General features: G+C 58.6%; 20 protein-coding genes. 10 read left to right on the forward strand and 10 right to left on the reverse strand.

What is annotated here, in order from left to right; genetic code table 11:
- Window positions 1-278: 278 nt before the first annotated feature.
- Window positions 279-488, forward strand: a complete 210-nt coding sequence (locus L3J03_09745) for a hypothetical protein (GenBank protein ID MCF6291260.1) — start codon at window positions 279-281, stop codon at window positions 486-488.
- Window positions 489-531: 43 nt separating this feature from the next.
- Here the strand turns inward: L3J03_09745 and L3J03_09750 are convergent, their stop codons facing one another.
- The 8 genes from L3J03_09750 to L3J03_09785 form a co-directional block, all read right to left on the reverse strand.
- Window positions 532-2,157: an ATP-binding cassette domain-containing protein gene (locus L3J03_09750; protein ID MCF6291261.1), complete on the reverse strand. Its 1,626-nt coding sequence runs from the start codon at window positions 2,155-2,157 to the stop codon at window positions 532-534.
- Window positions 2,158-2,450: 293 nt separating this feature from the next.
- Window positions 2,451-2,594 (reverse strand): hypothetical protein, encoded by a 144-nt coding sequence (locus L3J03_09755; protein MCF6291262.1) that lies wholly within the window; start codon window positions 2,592-2,594, stop codon window positions 2,451-2,453.
- Window positions 2,595-2,694: 100 nt separating this feature from the next.
- Window positions 2,695-2,895 (reverse strand): cold-shock protein, encoded by a 201-nt coding sequence (locus tag L3J03_09760; GenBank protein MCF6291263.1) that lies wholly within the window; start codon window positions 2,893-2,895, stop codon window positions 2,695-2,697.
- Window positions 2,896-3,245: 350 nt separating this feature from the next.
- Complete coding sequence (locus L3J03_09765; protein MCF6291264.1) at window positions 3,246-3,512, reverse strand: RNA-binding protein; 267 nt, start codon at window positions 3,510-3,512, stop codon at window positions 3,246-3,248.
- Window positions 3,513-3,734: 222 nt separating this feature from the next.
- Window positions 3,735-4,091, reverse strand: a complete 357-nt coding sequence (locus tag L3J03_09770; GenBank protein MCF6291265.1) for a nitrous oxide-stimulated promoter family protein — start codon at window positions 4,089-4,091, stop codon at window positions 3,735-3,737.
- A 184-nt stretch (window positions 4,092-4,275) separates the two neighbouring features.
- Window positions 4,276-4,983: a hypothetical protein gene (locus tag L3J03_09775; protein MCF6291266.1), complete on the reverse strand. Its 708-nt coding sequence runs from the start codon at window positions 4,981-4,983 to the stop codon at window positions 4,276-4,278.
- Window positions 4,980-6,356 carry a glycosyltransferase gene (locus tag L3J03_09780; GenBank protein MCF6291267.1) on the reverse strand — a complete coding sequence of 459 codons (1,377 nt, stop codon included), beginning with the start codon at window positions 6,354-6,356 and terminating at the stop codon, window positions 4,980-4,982. The genes L3J03_09775 and L3J03_09780 overlap by 4 nt, the downstream gene beginning before the upstream one ends.
- 2 nt (window positions 6,357-6,358) lie before the next feature.
- On the reverse strand, window positions 6,359-7,177 hold the full coding sequence (locus L3J03_09785) for an HAD family hydrolase (protein ID MCF6291268.1): 819 nt from the start codon (window positions 7,175-7,177) through the stop codon (window positions 6,359-6,361).
- Between the two features lie 147 nt (window positions 7,178-7,324).
- On the opposite strand from L3J03_09785, the gene L3J03_09790 reads away from it, so the two are divergent.
- Together L3J03_09790 and L3J03_09795 are read left to right on the forward strand one after the other, a co-directional pair.
- A complete protein-coding gene (locus tag L3J03_09790) occupies window positions 7,325-7,516 on the forward strand; it encodes a hypothetical protein (protein MCF6291269.1) in 192 nt (63 codons plus the stop codon).
- Window positions 7,513-7,788, forward strand: a complete 276-nt coding sequence (locus L3J03_09795) for a hypothetical protein (GenBank protein ID MCF6291270.1) — start codon at window positions 7,513-7,515, stop codon at window positions 7,786-7,788. The genes L3J03_09790 and L3J03_09795 overlap by 4 nt, the downstream gene beginning before the upstream one ends.
- A gap of 14 nt (window positions 7,789-7,802) precedes the next feature.
- Here the strand turns inward: L3J03_09795 and L3J03_09800 are convergent, their stop codons facing one another.
- On the reverse strand, window positions 7,803-8,246 hold the full coding sequence (locus L3J03_09800) for an ankyrin repeat domain-containing protein (protein MCF6291271.1): 444 nt from the start codon (window positions 8,244-8,246) through the stop codon (window positions 7,803-7,805).
- A gap of 183 nt (window positions 8,247-8,429) precedes the next feature.
- Between L3J03_09800 and mtaB the strand changes: the two genes are divergently transcribed.
- The 4 genes from mtaB to recA all read left to right on the forward strand — a co-directional run bounded on the left by mtaB (window position 8,430) and on the right by recA (window position 12,793).
- Window positions 8,430-9,743, forward strand: coding sequence for a tRNA (N(6)-L-threonylcarbamoyladenosine(37)-C(2))-methylthiotransferase MtaB (gene mtaB, locus L3J03_09805; protein MCF6291272.1), 1,314 nt, complete (start codon window positions 8,430-8,432; stop codon window positions 9,741-9,743).
- A gap of 136 nt (window positions 9,744-9,879) precedes the next feature.
- A complete protein-coding gene (locus L3J03_09810) occupies window positions 9,880-11,178 on the forward strand; it encodes a CinA family nicotinamide mononucleotide deamidase-related protein (protein ID MCF6291273.1) in 1,299 nt (432 codons plus the stop codon).
- Window positions 11,179-11,311: 133 nt separating this feature from the next.
- A complete protein-coding gene (locus L3J03_09815; GenBank protein ID MCF6291274.1) occupies window positions 11,312-11,449 on the forward strand; it encodes a hypothetical protein in 138 nt (45 codons plus the stop codon).
- A gap of 300 nt (window positions 11,450-11,749) precedes the next feature.
- Window positions 11,750-12,793: a recombinase RecA gene (recA, locus tag L3J03_09820; protein ID MCF6291275.1), complete on the forward strand. Its 1,044-nt coding sequence runs from the start codon at window positions 11,750-11,752 to the stop codon at window positions 12,791-12,793.
- A 10-nt stretch (window positions 12,794-12,803) separates the two neighbouring features.
- Here the strand turns inward: recA and galE are convergent, their stop codons facing one another.
- Window positions 12,804-13,826: a UDP-glucose 4-epimerase GalE gene (gene galE / locus L3J03_09825; protein ID MCF6291276.1), complete on the reverse strand. Its 1,023-nt coding sequence runs from the start codon at window positions 13,824-13,826 to the stop codon at window positions 12,804-12,806.
- Window positions 13,827-14,071: 245 nt separating this feature from the next.
- Here galE and L3J03_09830 point away from each other — a divergent pair, with 245 nt between their 5' ends.
- From L3J03_09830 to L3J03_09840, 3 genes are all read left to right on the forward strand, one after another.
- A complete protein-coding gene (locus L3J03_09830; protein ID MCF6291277.1) occupies window positions 14,072-14,263 on the forward strand; it encodes a 4-oxalocrotonate tautomerase family protein in 192 nt (63 codons plus the stop codon).
- 9 nt (window positions 14,264-14,272) lie between these two features.
- Complete coding sequence (gene ligA / locus L3J03_09835; GenBank protein MCF6291278.1) at window positions 14,273-16,348, forward strand: NAD-dependent DNA ligase LigA; 2,076 nt, start codon at window positions 14,273-14,275, stop codon at window positions 16,346-16,348.
- Window positions 16,349-16,453: 105 nt separating this feature from the next.
- Window positions 16,454-16,735, forward strand: a complete 282-nt coding sequence (locus L3J03_09840) for an acylphosphatase (protein ID MCF6291279.1) — start codon at window positions 16,454-16,456, stop codon at window positions 16,733-16,735.
- Window positions 16,736-17,076: the final 341 nt, after the last annotated feature.

Raw genomic sequence — 17,076 nt, forward strand, 5'->3', positions numbered from 1 at the left:
TGCCGAAGTTGTTTCAAATTCCGTTTTTGCCGTCACGGCTGCGGCTCAGGGTCCGCTACACCGTTCGGTATAAGAAAACCCCTTTCCCGGTCCAACCTCAAACGTACGGGGTTTACCGAAACCTTACGCCGGACGAAGCTCGCTGTCCGGAGAGATTTTTGATTGTTGGTTGCGGCCGCGGCCCAAAAGTTATGGTCCAGCCATGCTGGTTAGTGTCTGTCCAGAAACGAGCGATTTCGTTGTAACCATGCTGCCGCACTTATTCGGGGAGAAAACAAGTGAACGATTATCTGGCGACAATTCTGGAAAAGGGCGCCCTGGAAAAGGCGGCCAAATATATCTGTACGCTCAAATGCGGCTTGTGCCCGATGGTCGAGGAGGGGTTTTCATGTAAAACCGAGTGTGATACCGAGACCAGGCCCTGGCGCTGCTGGGTCGAATTTTTCAAGGAAACAGCTGGCAAGGACAAGGTCAAGGCCGCTGCCTGACCCGTTCCGGCCCGCGAAAAGACCGTCTCCGGCCGGGCACGGTCTAAGCGGCCCGGCGGTCGTTCTCTTCGGGCAGAGGCGCTTCCTTCATTGCCAGGTACTGGTCATAGTCCATCATCACGTCGATGGTGCCGTTGGGCGTGATTTCGACGATCCTGTTTGCCACGGTGGACACAAAGCGATGATCATGGGAGGCAAAGAGCATTACCTCGGAAAATTCGGTCAGAGCGTTATTCAGGGAGGTGATTGACTCCAGGTCGAGATGGTTGGTGGGCTCGTCGAGAATAAGGGCGTTGGCGCCGGTGAGCATCATCTTGGAGAGCATGCAGCGCACCCGTTCGCCACCGGAAAGAACCGAGGTCTTTTTCATCGCCTCCTCTCCGGAAAAGAGCATCTTGCCGAGGAAGCCCCGGACAAAGCTCTCGCTCTCCCTGGGAGGTGCATACTGGCGCAGCCAGCCGACAAGATCAAGCTCATCGTCATTGAAATAACCATTATTCTCTTTGGGAAAATAGGCGCTCCTGATGGTCACACCCCAGCGCAGGCTGCCGTGGTCCGGCTCAAGCTCGCCGGCCAGAATCTGGAACAGGGTGGTTTTTGCCAGGCTGTTGGCCCCGACAAGGGCGATCTTGTCGCCCTTGTTGACAATGAGGGAGAGATCCTCAAACATCGAAACCCCGTCGATTTCTTTTGAAAGACCGTTGAGCTCCAGAATGACGTCACCACAGGGCCGTTCCGGCTTAAAGACGATGTAGGGATATTTGCGGGAGGAAACCGGCATGTCCTCGAGGGTGAGCTTTTCAAGCAGCTTTTTCCGGGAGGTGGCCTGCCTGGCCTTGGAGGCATTGGAACTGAAACGCTGGATGAATGCCTTGAGTTCCTCCGCCTTGGCCAGGGCCTTCTTGCCCTCGCTCTCCTTCTGGTGAAAATGGAGCTGGCTGGCCTGATACCAGAAATCATAGTTGCCGACATAGACCTTGATTTTGCCGTAGTCGATATCCGCCACATGCGTACAGACCTGGTTGAGGAAATGGCGGTCATGGGAGACGATGATCACTGTGTTGCGGAAGCGGGAGAGGAAATCCTCCAGCCAGGTAATGGTCCGCAGGTCGAGCTGGTTGGTGGGCTCGTCCAGAAGCAGGATATCCGGATTGCCGAACAGGGCCTGGGCCAGCAGCACCCGCACCTTGTCGCTGCCGTCAAGCTCCTTCATCTTTTTCTCTCGCATCTCTTCCGGGATACCAAGACCGTTTAACAGCGTTGCCGCCTCTGCCTCGGCCTCATAGCCGTTTATTTCACCGAATGTATCCTCCAGCTCTCCGGAACGGATGCCGTCTTCTTCGCTAAAATCCGCCTTGGCATAGAGGGCCTCGCGCTCGGCCATCACCTTGTAGAGCTTCTTATGGCCCATGATCACGGTATTGAAAACAGTGTGCCCGTCAAAGGCGAACTGATCCTGGTTGAGTACCGCAATGCGCTGTCGCGGCCCCTTGCTGATCCGGCCCCGATCAGGCTCAAGCTGACCGGCCAGGATCTTCAGAAAGGTCGATTTGCCGGCGCCGTTCGCCCCGATCAGGCCATAGCAGTTGCCAGGGGTGAACTTGATATTAACGTCCTGAAAGATGACCCTCTTGCCATAGGAGAGAGCAACATTGGCTGCGGTTATCATGGTCGTGTCCTCATAAAAAAGCCGCAAGGAGACTCCCCGTGGCATAGATTGTTCTCGGTCGGGAAAGGCTGGAGGAAGCGGTACCCCGGGTTGAGTTGTTTATATGAAAATCTTCCCGGACAACGCCCGGTGTTAGAGCAGGTTTTGATTGTTACGAGTCCATCAATTTTGATGAACTGGTAACAACCCGAAAGGCTTCAAATGCCACCCAATAAAATCAACAAGTTACAAGACGAATCACGTCCGTCGAGCGGGTTGTTGCAAGACCGACAATTTTGATCCAGCCATGCTGGTTAATCTTCCGGCGGCAACGGGTTCTCATTTTCCCCGGCGGCATCCTTCTGTTTCTCCAGCTTGCGCTTCTTTTTTTCCTCTTTCTTTTTTTTCTTTGCCAGTTCTTTCTGGCGCTTTTGAAACGAATAGTTTGTTCTGGCCATGACCATCTCCTTATTTATGGTTGGCGTTCAGCCTACAAGACACCCCTGTAAAAAAAGACCCCGCAAAATGCGGGGTCTTTGCCATGGTCGATATCTGTTCTTACTGCTGAACAACGTTGGCCGCGGCCGGTCCCTTGGGGCCGTCGACAATGTCGAAGGTTACCCGGGCGCCTTCCTGAAGAGATTTAAAGCCGTCGCTCTGGATTGCGGAGTGATGGACGAAAACATCGTTGCCGCCGTCCTGCTCAATAAAACCAAAGCCCTTTGCATCGTTAAACCATTTAACTGTTCCTTCTGCCATCTTGTACTACTCCTTTGTGCTGGGTTCCCTGGGGAACCGCTTTTTAAGTGAGCCGGATCATCAAAATACGGCCCGGTAACGGTTTTGTTGCCAAAACTGGATGTTATACTGTTACGCCCCGGCCGCGAGGCCACGGACCAGGTCAAGAAGACGGCCGGGACAGGCAACAACACTCTCCGCAGCCCCACCTTGTTGCGCGGCCCGCCTTTATCTTGTTCTGGCTGAATTTTTTTATGTTGCTGCCGCAAATTGTTGGGGGAAATAGCTGCTGAGGATACCGGGGAAGGGGGTTGCTCAGGGTTACGCTCCAAAACTCGGGGCAAAATATTAAGTTGTGGTTACAGTTTCTGTTACCAGCCCTGTCCTTGTCGCTCATCGCGGGGCCGCGCCTCTTTAACCACTAAATGGCGGTCGTTGACTCTTTTGCCATGCAGTGTTTTCAAGGCGTTGCAGCCATCCTCCCGGTTCAGCATCTTGACATAGCCGAAACATTTTGACTGGCGGGTAAAGTAGTTGTTAATGATCCTGGCGCTGACCACCGCGCCATGGGAGGAAAAAAGCGTCCCAAGCTCGGAATCGGTCATGGTGTAGATCAGGTTGCCAACATATAGTTTCATGCTGCTCTCCTTAATTTAAGTGATCAGCAAAAAAACTTCTCTTCAACGATGGCGAACGATGCGGGAAAAGAACAACGTGGGCAGGGCGGAAAAACGTGAAAGAGTATGCTTCTACTTAAAGTAGAATTAAATATATCCACCCGAAGATACTCTGTAGTTTGTTTTCTGGCAAGCAAAAAACAACCAGGCCGGGGAATGGTTGAACCCGGCGGCCGGCTCCGCCTACCTGACCCGCCTTTTTTTGACTTTCCCGGATCCCGGCTTTTTGCGTAGACCATCGAGCAGATGACCCAGGGCCAGCAGGGGGTGGCGCCGGATCATCCGGGGACCGCTGTAGCGCATCACCTCGCGGATACGCTCCCGCATCTTCGGCTGATAACAGTGGACCGGACAGTTGCCGCAGGAGGTCTTGTTTTCCTGGAAGGGACAATGAGCGAGCCGCAGCCGGGCGTATTCGAGGAGCTTTCGGCATTCTTCACAAAGGCCGGGCCCGGTCCGGTGATGGTCCCGGCAGTAGATAGCGATCATTGCGGCAACGGTCTTGCGTTCCCGCTGGATGCGCGGATGGATCCGGGACATGGCCTGCACCTGAAGTTTTGTAACCGTTCACCAGGGGCTACAGATTTACGGAAACCACCGGCCGGTAAGCGTTTACCAATGCCACGGATTCGTGCAAGCAGGCCGGCGAATCCATAGTATGGCTATGTGAGCCGGCCTGATCGTGCGAAGATGGGGTGCTGGTGAACGCTTACGAAGTTTTTGCTTAATCGAGTGGCTGCCGGGCCGGATACCGTAGAATCAAGCGGCCGGCCTCGACGGGTTCAATCCCCAGGCTGGCGGCGATCTCGCTCCAGCTCTTCCCCTCCCGGGTATACATCGCCGCGATCTCCCCCGGCTGCCGGTTGCCGGCATGGGCCAGGATAAGGAGCAGGTTTATCTCCCTTTGGTTGAGCCCGGATTTTCTGAACATCCTGATCAGCTCCAGCGGCACGGCATAGAAGCCGGCAATGAGCTGGTCGGCAACCAGGTCCCCGGCCTCGGCAACTGAAACCGAAGATTCGATAGCCTCCAGCACTGGATCTTGTCTTGTTTTTTCATCCATTGCCAGGCCGGCGACAATCTCTGCCCAGGATTGCCCCTGTCGGCGAAGTTCAAGCAGCGACCGCAGATCAACCCCGGCTGCTCCGGCGATCTTCAGGCCGACCAGCAGGTCGTTCCGGCCGACCCCCTGTTTCATCTTGAGCATCACGATCTCCCTTTTGGGCACTGCAAAGGAGCGGGCCAGCAGGCTGTTGAAGCTGGTGGCCAGGATATAGTCGTCAGCGGCAAACCGGTCGCCGGGGTTATAGCCGCGCTGGGTAAAACAGTGGCAGCTGATGGCGCTTTCCGCCCCCGGGCTGCCGGCCGCTGCCAGGAAGAAAAGAAAAAAAACAGTAAAAAAAAGGGTTGTAATGGCGACCAGCCGCTTCATGTTCGGTCTCCTTGTCCGCGCCCCATGCCTTTGTCGAGTTCCTGAAACAGGGCCAGCTCGCGCTGGGCCGTGGTCTCCCAGGAGTAGAACTTCTTGATCAGTTGCGCCCCGTTTTCAGAGAACCGGTTCCAGAGCCGCCGGTCGGTAAGCAGCCGGCAACAGGCATCACCGATGGCGGTGGTGTCCCGGGGATCGACCAGCAGTCCGCACTTGCAGTTCCTGATAATCTCCACCGGGCCGCCGTTGTTGGTGACCACCACCGGCAGGCCGGTGGCGCCAGCCTCGAGAATGGTGATCCCGAATGGCTCATGAAAGGCGGGATTGACAAAAACCCCCTTGGAATCGTAGACGATCCGGTAGATCTCGCCGCCCTCGGTCTTGTACTCCAGATGCCTGATGATACAGAATCTGGGCCCAAGTTCGTACCTGGCCACCATGTCCATGATCTCTTCCATCAGCACCCTTTCGTTTTTACCCATCTTGCCCAGGGTGCCGGCAACCATCACCAGGTTGGCCAGCTCCCGCAGCTCCTTGTTAAAGGCATAGGCCTTGACCAGGCTGATCAGGTTTTTCCGGTATTCCAGCCGGCTGATGGTAAAGACCATCGGCTTGTCCGGCTCGGCCAGTTCATCGGCCAGCAACCTGTTGAGACGGACCCGGGCGCCGGGGTCCCATTCGTTCTCAAGCCCGTTGGGATAGAACTTCTCCAGGTTCACCCCCGGCGGGATCACATGGAAGCGCGGGTCCTCGATATTGATCTGGTACATATTGTACTGGCAGAGCCGTTCCTCGTCAGTGCTGACCACGATGGCCGCGGCAGTGTCAATGGCCTCCTGCTCGGCCTTGAGCCGCTCGCTGAAGTGATACTCTTTGTCCATGTCGGCAAAATTTGCATCATTGACCCCGATCCGGCTCATCTTGGGCTTGCCCAGGGAATGAGCGGTGTGGACCTGGGGGATGCCCAGTTCCCTGGAGAGCCGGGCGCAGACCAGGCCGGAGTCGGCGTAGTTGCTGTGCAGGATGTCCGGTTTACGGCCGATCCTGTCGATATATTTCCTGCAATTGGCAATGAATTCATCAAGATAGGGCCACAGTTCCACCTTCATCAGGTACCGTGCGGGACCGCACTCGATCCGGACGATGTTTACCTTGTCGGCCACCGGCTCGATCACCTGGTCATAGCCGGGATACTGGGGATCCATGATCCGCCGGACAATGATGTCCACCTTGTCCACTGCCTCCAGTTTGGCCAGTTGCGCGGCCAGGTAGCGGACATAGATGATCTGGCCGCCGGTGTCCTCATCGCGGCCCAGCTCCAGGTTCTCGCTGCGAAACAACCCGTGCATGCTGTGCATCTGGATATAGAGCCCCATGCCTACTCCCCTTGTTCCGTGAACAGTTGAAAGTGAAAACAGCCTTCCATGACCCCGTTGACAAAGTCTGCCGAGGCAAAAAAGATCCGCGCCTCAATCCCCTTCTGCCGGGCCAGGCGCCGCGCCTCGGCCTTGACCGGTTCGGCGGTGTTGTTGACCACGATGGCGTTAAAACCGCTGACAAAGGCCGGCAGGTCATTGCCCGAATCCCCGGCATAGACGACCCGCTCCCGGGCCAGGCCCAAAACCTGGCGGAGATAGCCAAGGGCATAATCCTTGGCCGCGCTCTCCGGCAGCACATCCACCAGGCCGATATTTTTTCCGGAATCCACGCTGTAGATGATATTGGCCTTGACGCCGCTTTCAGCCAGCCGTTCCCGGATCCCGTCGATAACCCGCCGCTGTTCCTCGGTGCGGGCCAGATAATAGCTCTGCTTGAACTCCTTCTGCCGCTCAGGCTCCTGCACGGTCAGCAGGGGGATGTCAACGAGCAGCCGGCCGATATCCCTGCCGGTCAGCCCGTGCCAGCTCTTTTTCAGTTCAGCACGAAAGCCCTGGTCCGGCTGCCACCTGTTTTCCCGGTAAAAGTAGATCGAGGTGCCCACGTCGCAGACCAGGATGTCGGGCCGGGGCAGGCGGTACCGCTCAACCCCGGCCAGGGCCAGTTGCAGATGGCGACCGGTGACATAGGCCAGGCCGACATTTTCATGGCGCTGGAGCAACCGGGTGAACCGTTCGATTTCGCTGGCCCGTTTCGGCTGATCGTCAAGCGGGATGACCGTGCCGTCCATATCACTTGCCAGGAGTGTGTTTTTCTTCATCTGCCCTCTGTGCCGATTCCAGCCGGACACTCCTCAGGGTGCGCAACAGTGATATTTAGCTGAACCGTTGACAGCTTGAGGTGATATTCCATCCAATTTATGGTAGTATTATTGACCGCCACCCCTGATCAACGGAGAATAAAAAACATGACCTTTTCCTGTGGCAACCATGATTTTGAAACAGATAGCTGTACAAAATTAAAGACAAAATGCATCATGGGTAGACGTGGCTGCGTTCTGGAGGGCAAGGTGCGGGTCAGCGAAGAAATCCTCAAGCGACTGGAAGAGCTGGAAAAAACCGCCGCAATTAAAAAAAGCCGCCCCAGGCCGAGAAGATGAACCCGACGCCAGCCCCACCGGATGACAGTTTCCGGATCAGGTGCCCGAGACTGGGCCACCAGATCCACTTTTCTTACTGCCGCCGGGAAAACCTGGGCATCCCCTGCGCCAAGACCCTTGACTGCTGGTATCCCTATTTCCCGGTGCAGGATTTTTTACAACAGGAGCTTACTCCCACGGAATGGCGCAACGCCTTTGCCGCGCCGGTAAAAGCAAAAATAGTCTCCCTGGCGGAGCTGATCGAACAGGCGCGGAAAAGGGCAAAAAAATAATCCGTTGGCCGCGCCTATTTCCAGAACCGCCAGCCCTTGGCAGGGGGGCTGGCAAAGAGATCCAGCACCTCCTTGCGCCGATGCAGCCGGGCCAGCTCGACAGGCGTATGGCCCTGGACAGTGACCAGGTCGGGCACCTTGCCGTGCTCAAGCAGCAGCCGGGCAATCTCCTCATTGCCGGTCAAGGCAACAATATGAAACAGGGTCCAGCCGGCCACGGTGGCCGCGTTGAGATCACCGCCCCGGGCGAGCAGGGCGCGGACCACATCCGCCTGTCCTTCCTGGCAGGCGATATGGAGCGGGGTGACGCCGCCGCCGAAATCAACATCCAGGGCAACACCCTGGTCGAGCAATTCCTCCACCTGCTCGACCGACCCCTCTTCCACTGCCCGGCGAAAATCATCCAACAATGACTGCTCTCCCTGCTCTTTCATCTCTTCTCTGCTGGAAACGGACATTCCAACTCCTTTCTGGGTAGACCCGGATTATTGTCCTTTTTCGTTGCGGCTGTCTTCCCCCGGCCCTGCTGATGTATCGGCAGGCTAAAAGATCTGCCGCCAAAAAGCAACCGGTCCGCAACCAGGCACCCGCTTTTCCGCCTCCCTTGCTTTCCGCAACAAATTCCCGTAAGCTAGCCGGCCATGAAAAAGGGAACCAAAACCGTGGCCGTGGCCACCCTGGGCTGCAAGGTGAACCAGTTCGAGTCCGCCTCCTTTTTAAGCGACTTTGTCGAGCAGGGGCTGGAGCAGGTTCCGTTCAGCCAGGCGGCCGATATCTACGTGATCAACACCTGCGCGGTCACGGCCAAGGCCGCGGCCCAGTCCCGGCAGATGATCCGCCGGGCCCAACGGGCCAACCCAAGTGCAAAAATCGTGGTCACCGGCTGCTATGCCCAGGTGGAACCGGACACCATCCGGGAGATCACCCGGGGCGACTGCTCCTGCCTGGTGGCCAATCACCAGAAACACCACCTGGTCGCCACCGCTCTCAACCAAACCGCCCCGGACTTTGACCCGGAGATCGGCCGGGAAAAAGAAATCAGCCCCCTGCGGGTGAAACGCTTTGCCGGCCGCAGCCGGCCCTTTCTCAAGATCCAGGACGGCTGCAACAACTTCTGTTCCTACTGTATCGTCCCCCATGCCCGGGGCCGCAGCCGTTCCCTGGCCCCGGAGGCGGTGCTCGCCCAGGCCCGGCAATTCGTTGCGGCCGGGTATCGGGAAATGGTGGTCACCGGCATCCACGTGGGCGCCTATGGCCGAGATCTGTGCCCCAGGGTCTCGCTCACCGGGATCCTTGAACAACTGGCCCGGGCAACCCCTGGGATCCGCTACCGGATCAGCTCGCTGGAGCCCAGTGAAATATCAACGGAACTGCTCCGGCTGATGGCTGAAACCCCGGCCCTGATGGACCATCTCCATATCCCGCTGCAGAGCGGCGACGACATTATTCTCAAACAGATGCGCCGTTGCTATTCGACCCGGGAATTCAAGGAGATTGTCTTGGCGGTCCGCCAGGCCCTGCCAGCGGCGGCCATTGGCGTTGATCTGCTCACCGGCTTTCCCGGTGAGGACGAACAGGCCTTTTACAACACCTGCGAGTTGATCGACCAGCTACCGGTCACCTATCTCCACGTTTTTCCCTATTCCCGGCGGCCGTCCACCCCGGCGGCGACAATGGCCGGCCAGGTCGGCAAGGCGACCAGGGATGAACGGGTGGCGGTTCTGCGGCAGCTGGGTGAAAAAAAGAAAATCGCCTTTTATCGCAGCCAACTGGGCACCCTCCACCAGGTGCTGGTTGAGGGCGGGCGCCATCGGCCCGGCCTGCTTAAGGGATTTTCCGGCAACTACATCCCGGTGACCATCAAGGGTCCGGCCCCGGCCGCCAACCAGGTACTGACCGTCCGGCTTGAAAAACTGCTTGATGATGGAACCGTGCTCGGCACGACTTTCATATAAACGACCCGGCACCCAGCCCTTTTTCCCCATCTAATCCATTGTCATTTCAGCCCTGGACTGCTAGTATATAAATTCGTGCGCTATCGTATTCTATTTCTAGCCAAGTCAACATGTTACGTTTATATTTATCTGCGCCATGATCGGGGAAATCATTGCCATCGGAGATGAATTGACCTCCGGCCGGGTGTTGAACACCAACAGCCGCTTTGCCGCGGGCCAGCTTTTTGCGGCCGGCCACGAGATCAAGGCGATGACCACGGTGCGGGACACGGCCGCGGAGATCGGCGAGGTGCTGAAGCGGGCGCTCCGCCGCTCTGATTTCGTCATTGTCACCGGCGGCCTGGGGGCCACCAGCGATGACCGTACCACCGAGGCGGTTGCCGATGTTCTCGACCGGCCGACCACCCTGTACCCCGAGATCCTCAAAAAGATCAGCAACAGCCTGAAACAGCGGAACGGACCGGAGCCGCAGACCCTGGAAAAACTTGCCTGGCTCCCGGAAGGGGCAGAAGTGCTGAAGCCCGAGGCCAGAATGGCCGGCTACCTGCTGGTACACGACCGGAAACCGATCTTCTTCCTGCCCGGAGTACCGCACGAGATGCGGGAGTTGATGGCCGACCGGGTCCTGCCCCGGCTGGCGCTCATGGCCGGCAAGACCGCCTGCGCGGTCCGGCAACGGATCTACAAGCTCTTCGGCCTGCCGGAAATCGAGATCAACCGCCGGCTGCGCGAGCTGGAAAAAAGTGATCCCCGGGTGCGGCTCGGTTATTATCCCGAGTTTCCCGAGGTCCATCTCAGCCTGACGGTGATGGCCGACCGGGCCGGGGAGGCGGACTCGCTCTTTGCCCGGTTTTCTCAAGAGATCGAGGCCTGCCTCAGGGAACACATCTTTGCCCGTGACGGGGAGACCATGGAAGCGGTGGTGGGAGGCCTGCTCCTTGACCGCAACCTGACCCTGGCCCTGGCCGAATCCTGCTCCGGCGGGTTGATCGCCCACAAGATCACCTCAATTGCCGGCAGCTCCGGCTATTTCCCCGGCGGGGTGGTGGCCTACAGCAATGATTTAAAGGAGTCCCTGCTCGGAGTGGATCCGGTGATTCTTGTTGAACAGGGGGCGGTAAGCGATGCCTGCGCCCGGGCCATGGCCGCCGGGATACGGCAGCGCACCAGGGCCGGCCTCGGCCTGGCGGTCACCGGCATTGCCGGCCCCAGCGGCGGCAGCGCCGACAAACCGGTGGGCACCGTATTCTTCGGCCTGAGCGACCAGGAGGACAGCAGGGCCTTCAGATTCCATTTTTCCGGCAACCGCCGGCAAATTCAGGAACACACCGCAGTGACCGGCCTGGACATCGTCCGCCGCTATCTTCTCGGGTTGCCGCTGACTAGTGTCCGTCCAGAAATGAGCAATTTTGTTCAAGATCAAGGATCGCGGTAAGGTTTCGGTAAACCCCGTACGTTTGAGGTTGGACCGGGAAAGGGGTTTTCTTATAGCGAACGGTATAGCGGACCCTGAGCCGCAGCCGTGACGGCAAAAGCGGAAATTGAAACAACTTCGGCATGATATGCTTATGGCTTCCGAATCGCCGCCGCGGCGAAGCGAGTTCCTGCTTGATAGCCTGTTTATGAACAGCCGTCCCTTCTCAAAGGAGCGGCCGTTGGTAGAAGAAGACCCCTTTCCCGACAGGAGGGGATTTACTGAATGTTGATGAACTCGTAACAACCCGAAAGGCTTCAAATGCCACCCAATAAAATCAACAAGTTACAAGACGAATCACGTCCGTCGAGCGGGTTGTTGCGAGACCGACAATGTTTACGGATCGCGAAAAAATAACCGGAGTCATATAACTGATATTACGAGGATTATTTTTTGAGCATGACGCCGAGATTGGGCGAAGGGGCCATTTCTGGATGGGCACTGACTAACCAGCATGGCAGGACCAAACTTTATGGCCGCGGCCACAACCAACAATATGAACCCCAATAAAAAAAACTTCCAGGAGCGCATTATGAGCCGTGATGCAAAGAGCAAGACCCTTGAAAATGCCATGTACCAGATCCAGAAACAGTTCGGCAAGGGCGCAATCATGCGTTTGGGATCCCAGAAGACCGAGGCGATCCCGGTCATTCCCTCGGGCTCCTTGAGTCTTGATATCGCCCTGGGGGTGGGCGGCATGCCCAGGGGCCGGGTCACGGAGATCTACGGCCCCGAGTCATCGGGCAAGACCACCCTGGGCCTGCACGCCATTGCCGAGGCCCAGAAACGGGGCGGGGTGGCGGCCTTTATCGATGCCGAACATGCCCTGGACACCGCCTATGCCGGCCAGTTGGGGGTCAATATCGATGACCTGCTGGTCTCCCAGCCGGATTACGGCGAACAGGCCCTGGAAATCACCGAGGTCCTGATTCGCAGCGGCGCGGTGGACGTGATCGTGGTCGACTCGGTGGCCGCCCTGGTGCCCAAGGCCGAGATCGACGGCAATGTCGGCGACCAGCACGTGGGGCTCCAGGCCCGGCTGATGTCCCATGCGATGCGCAAATTCACCTCAGTGCTCAAGCGGAGCAACACCGCGCTGATCTTCATCAACCAGATCCGGATCAAGATCGGGGTGATGTTCGGCAACCCGGAGACCACCCCGGGCGGCAATGCCTTGAAATTCTACAGCTCGGTGCGACTGGACATCCGCAGGATCGCCACCATCAAGGACGGCCAGGAGTCCATCGGCTCCCGGACCAGGGTCAAGGTGGTGAAGAACAAGGTGGCGCCGCCGTTCAAGCTGGCGGAATTTGATATCGCCTATGGCGAGGGGATCTCCAAGATCGGCGATATCCTCGACCTGGCCGTGGGCCTGGATATCATTGAAAAGAGCGGGGCCTGGTACTCATACGGCGGCGAGCGCATCGGCCAGGGCCGGGAGAATGCCAAGAGTTTTCTCAAGGAACATCCGCAAATGACCGATGAGATCGAGAACAAGGTCCGGCTGGGATACGGCCTGACCGCGGCAACCGGGCAAAAGACAGAGGACAGAGGACAGGGGACGGAAAAAATATAAATTTTTACTTTCAGCGTTCGTCATCGGGATAGCCGTCGGGATTGGCCTGCTGCCAGCGCCAGGTGTCAACGCACATCTCGGCCACCCCCTTTTCCGCCTGCCAGCCCAATTCCCGCCGGGCCAGGCCCGGATCGGCATAGCATACCGCGATATCACCCGGCCGCCGGTCCACCACCCGGTAGGGAATCGGCCGGCCGCTGGCCTCACCAAAGGCGGCGACCATCTCCAGCACGCTTAGACCGCGGCCGGTGCCGAGATTATAGACAAATACCCCGGGCCGGCCGGTCAGCGCATCCAGGGCCTTGAGATGGCCCTGGGCCAGATCCACCACATGGATATAGTCGCGGACCCCGGTGCCGTCCGGGGTGGGGTAGTCGTTGCCATATACAAAAAGCTCGGGCAGCCGGCCCACCGCCACCTGGGCGATATAGGGCACGAGATTGTTGGGGATGCCGCGCGGGTCCTCGCCGATCCGGCCGCTTTCATGGGCCCCCACCGGGTTGAAATAACGGAGCAGGCCGATACTCCAGTCCGGTTCGGCAACCTGCAGGTCCCTCAGAATCTCCTCGATCATCAGCTTGCTGCGGCCATAGGGATTGGTGGCGCTGACCGGAAAATCCTCGGTGATCGGCACCCGTTCCGGGTCGCCGTAGACCGTGGCCGAGGAGCTGAATATCAGGTTTTTCACCCCATGCTCCTGCATCACCTGGCAGAGAACCAGGGTCGCGGTCAGGTTGTTGTGATAATAGGCCAGGGGCATGGCCGTTGACTCACCCACTGCCTTGAGCCCGGCAAAATGGATCACCGCCTTGATATCTCCCCTGGCAAAGGCTGCGGAGAGCGCCCCCCGGTCCCGCAGATCGGCCCGGATAAAGGTAAGGGAACGGCCGGTCAGTTCCTCCACCCGGCGCAGGGACTCGGCCTGGCTGTTGACCAGGCTGTCCACCACCACCACCTGGTGGCCGGCCAGGAGCAGCTCCAGACAGGTGTGACTGCCGATGTAGCCGGCGCCGCCGGTAATCAGAACCTTCATCATCAATCCTCCGGATGAATTTGATCGGATATTGGTAACCGTTCACCAGGGGCTACAGATTTACGGAACCCACCGGCCGGTAAGCGTTGACCAGTGCCACGGATATTGTTCAATGGCATCCACGGGTTATGGTATCCCTTTGCACGGTACCCGCCATGACCCGGTTTCGCAAGCTCTCCATGGCCAAGAGAATGAAAAAACGCTATACTGCCTGCTACAATCCTTGATAACAGGAGGTCAAGACCATGCCCTATGTCAATATCCGGGTGGCCGGAAAACTGAAAAAAACGCAAAAAGAAGAGATCTGCGCCGGTGTCACCGAGGTGATCTCCCGGGTGGCCAACAAGCCGCCGGAGTCCATCCTCATCTTCATCGACGAGGTGGAGCACGAAAATATCGCCACTGCCGGCAAACTCCTGCAAAAACCATCCTCCTAGCGACTTCCCATGTCCGAAGCCACTGCGCAACGCCTTGCCGAGTTACGGGACCAGCTCAACTTCCACGCCCACCGCTACTACGTGCTGGACGATCCCCTGATCTCCGACGGCGAATATGACCGCCTTTTTCAGGAGTTGCTCGCCCTGGAGGCGGAGCATCCGGAGCTGGTCACCCCGGATTCGCCCAGCCAGCGGGTGGGGGGAGAGCCGCGGCCCGAGTTCCGCACCGTAACCCGCGCCATTCCCATGCTCAGCCTGGACAACGCCTTTTCCGCCGCGGATCTGCTTAAATTTGAGGAACGGCTGCAGCGATTCCTTAACAGTGACGAGCCGTTGACCTATGTGGCTGAGCCCAAACTGGACGGGTTGGCCGTGGAACTGGTCTATGAACAGGGTCTGCTGCAAGAGGGCTCAACCCGGGGCAACGGCAGAACCGGCGAGGAGATCACCGCCAACCTGAAGACCATTCCCTCGATTCCGCTCCGCCTCATTTCCAGACCCGGACAAATTATCCCGGCAAGGCTGGCGGTGCGGGGCGAGGTCTTTCTCTCCGTGGCCGGATTCTCCGCCTTGAACGCCCAGCGCCGGGAAAAGGGCGAGCCCCTGTTCGCCAATCCCAGGAATGCGGCGGCCGGCTCCCTGCGCCAGCTTGATTCCAGGATCACGGCCCAGCGGCCCCTGGACTTTTTCGGCTATGGGGTGGCGGACAGCAGCGAACTTGCCTGCGCCGGCCAGGGCGAACTGCTCGCCGCCCTGGCCGCCATGGGGTTCAAGATCAATCCCCACGTCAGGACCAACGCCACCATGGCCGAGGTGATCGATCATTTTCATCTTCTCGCTGAGATACGCCTTCAGCTGGACTATGAGATCGACGGCATGGTGGTCAAGGTGGACAGCCTGGAGCTGCAGCAACGGCTCGGCAATATCGGCGCACCGGAGAATCCCCGCTGTCCACGCTGGGCCATTGCCGCCAAGTTCCCGGCCACCCAGGCCACCACCAGGCTGCTGGCCGTGGAGTTCCAGGTGGGGCGGACCGGCGCCATTACCCCGGTGGCCCTCCTGGAACCGGTATCAGTGGGCGGGGTCACGGTGAGCCGGGCCACCCTGCACAACGAGGATATGATCCGTTCCAAGGATCTGCGCACCGGCGACACGGTCCTGATCCAACGGGCCGGCGATGTGATCCCCGAGGTGGTCAAGCCGGTGCCGGAAATGCGGCAAGGCAGCGAGGAGCCGATCCGGATGCCCACCCTTTGTCCTGAATGCGGCCACCCCCTGGTGCGGCCGGAAAACGAGGCAGTGACCCGTTGCCCCAACCCGCAATGCCCGGCCCAGCGGCTCCGGGCCCTGGTCCACTACACCTCCAAGGCGGGACTGGATATCGAGGGGCTGGGCAAAAAGGTGATGGAACAGCTCTTCAGCCTGGGGCTGGTCACGGATATCCCGGATATCTACCGGCTCCGGGCCAAGGACTTGCGCGGCCTGGCGGGCTGGGCCGAAATCTCGGCCGATAATGCGATTGCCGCCATTGAGGCGAGCAAGACCCCGACCCTGGGCCGGTTCCTCACCGCCCTGGGGATCCGCCATGTGGGCGAAGGGGTCGCCTCCCTGCTGGAGCGCCACTTCCACACCCTCAACCAAATACAGCAGGCCACCCTGGAGGAGCTGCTGGAAATCGACGGGATCGGCCTGCAGATCGCCGAGAGCCTGACCCGCTTTTTCGAAAAACCGGAAAACCGGGAGATGCTGGAACAGCTCTTTGAACTGGGTCTTACCATCACTGAACCGGTGGCGGATGAAACCAGGTCTCGCCCGCTGGCCGGAACGGTATTTCTCTTCACCGGCAGCCTGGCCGCCTTTTCACGGGACGAGGCCAAGGCCCGGGTCAAGGCGCTGGGCGGCCAGGTGGCCTCGACTCTCAACAAAAAGGTCACCCATGTGGTGATCGGCGACAAACCGGGCAGCAAGGCCCGCAAGGCGGCCGAACAGGGCGTCACCATCCTCGCTGAGGAGCAGTTTACCACCCTGCTCCGGCAGCCGGAACTTATCACCAACAGCGGTCCGCATCAACTAGCGTTGTTTTGAAGGCAGGGGACAGGGGACAGGGGACAGGGAAATGATACCGGATTAACCGAACTGTATCGATAATAACTGCCCACAGTTCAAGGGAATATTCCCGGAGCATGGAAAATGTCTGAAAGATGTGTACAGGTCATTGTCAGCGGCCGGGTCCAGGGTGTTTATTTCCGGGCCTTCACCCGGGAGGAGGCAGAGAGTCTGGGCCTTTCCGGCTGGGTCCGCAACCGGGCCGACGGCACGGTGGAGGCCCTGATCCAGGGCGAACCCCAGGCCGTGGAGCGGATGCTCGCCTGGTTCCATACCGGCTCGCCCCACTCCCAGGTCGACGGGGTCCGGGTCACCGAGAAGGAGGTCAGGGACGAACGTGTTTCCTTTGAGATCCGGTATCGATAGGGATAACGGGTTGTCACGGGTGGTTTTCTAAGCTTGACACGCAAAGAATCCATCAGGAATAGCTCGTGGCCTACGTGGACGATGAGTACGCTGGGGAAATAGGCCCGTTCAGAAAACTACAAAGGAAATAAAGATTGACTCTGGGCAGCCAGGCGGTGTACCGGCTCGCCAATAACGTTGTCCCCCGGCGGCCTTTGTGTTGTAAGGTTTCGGTAAACCCCGTACGTTTGAGGTTGGACCGGGAAAGGGGTTTTCTTATAGCGAACGGTGTAGCGGACCCTGAGCCGCAGCCGTGACGGCAAAAGCGGAAATTGAAACAACTTCGGCAGGATATGCTTATG

The organism is Desulfobacterales bacterium (genome assembly GCA_021647905.1).
Classification (GTDB): domain Bacteria; phylum Desulfobacterota; class Desulfobulbia; order Desulfobulbales; family BM004; genus JAKITW01.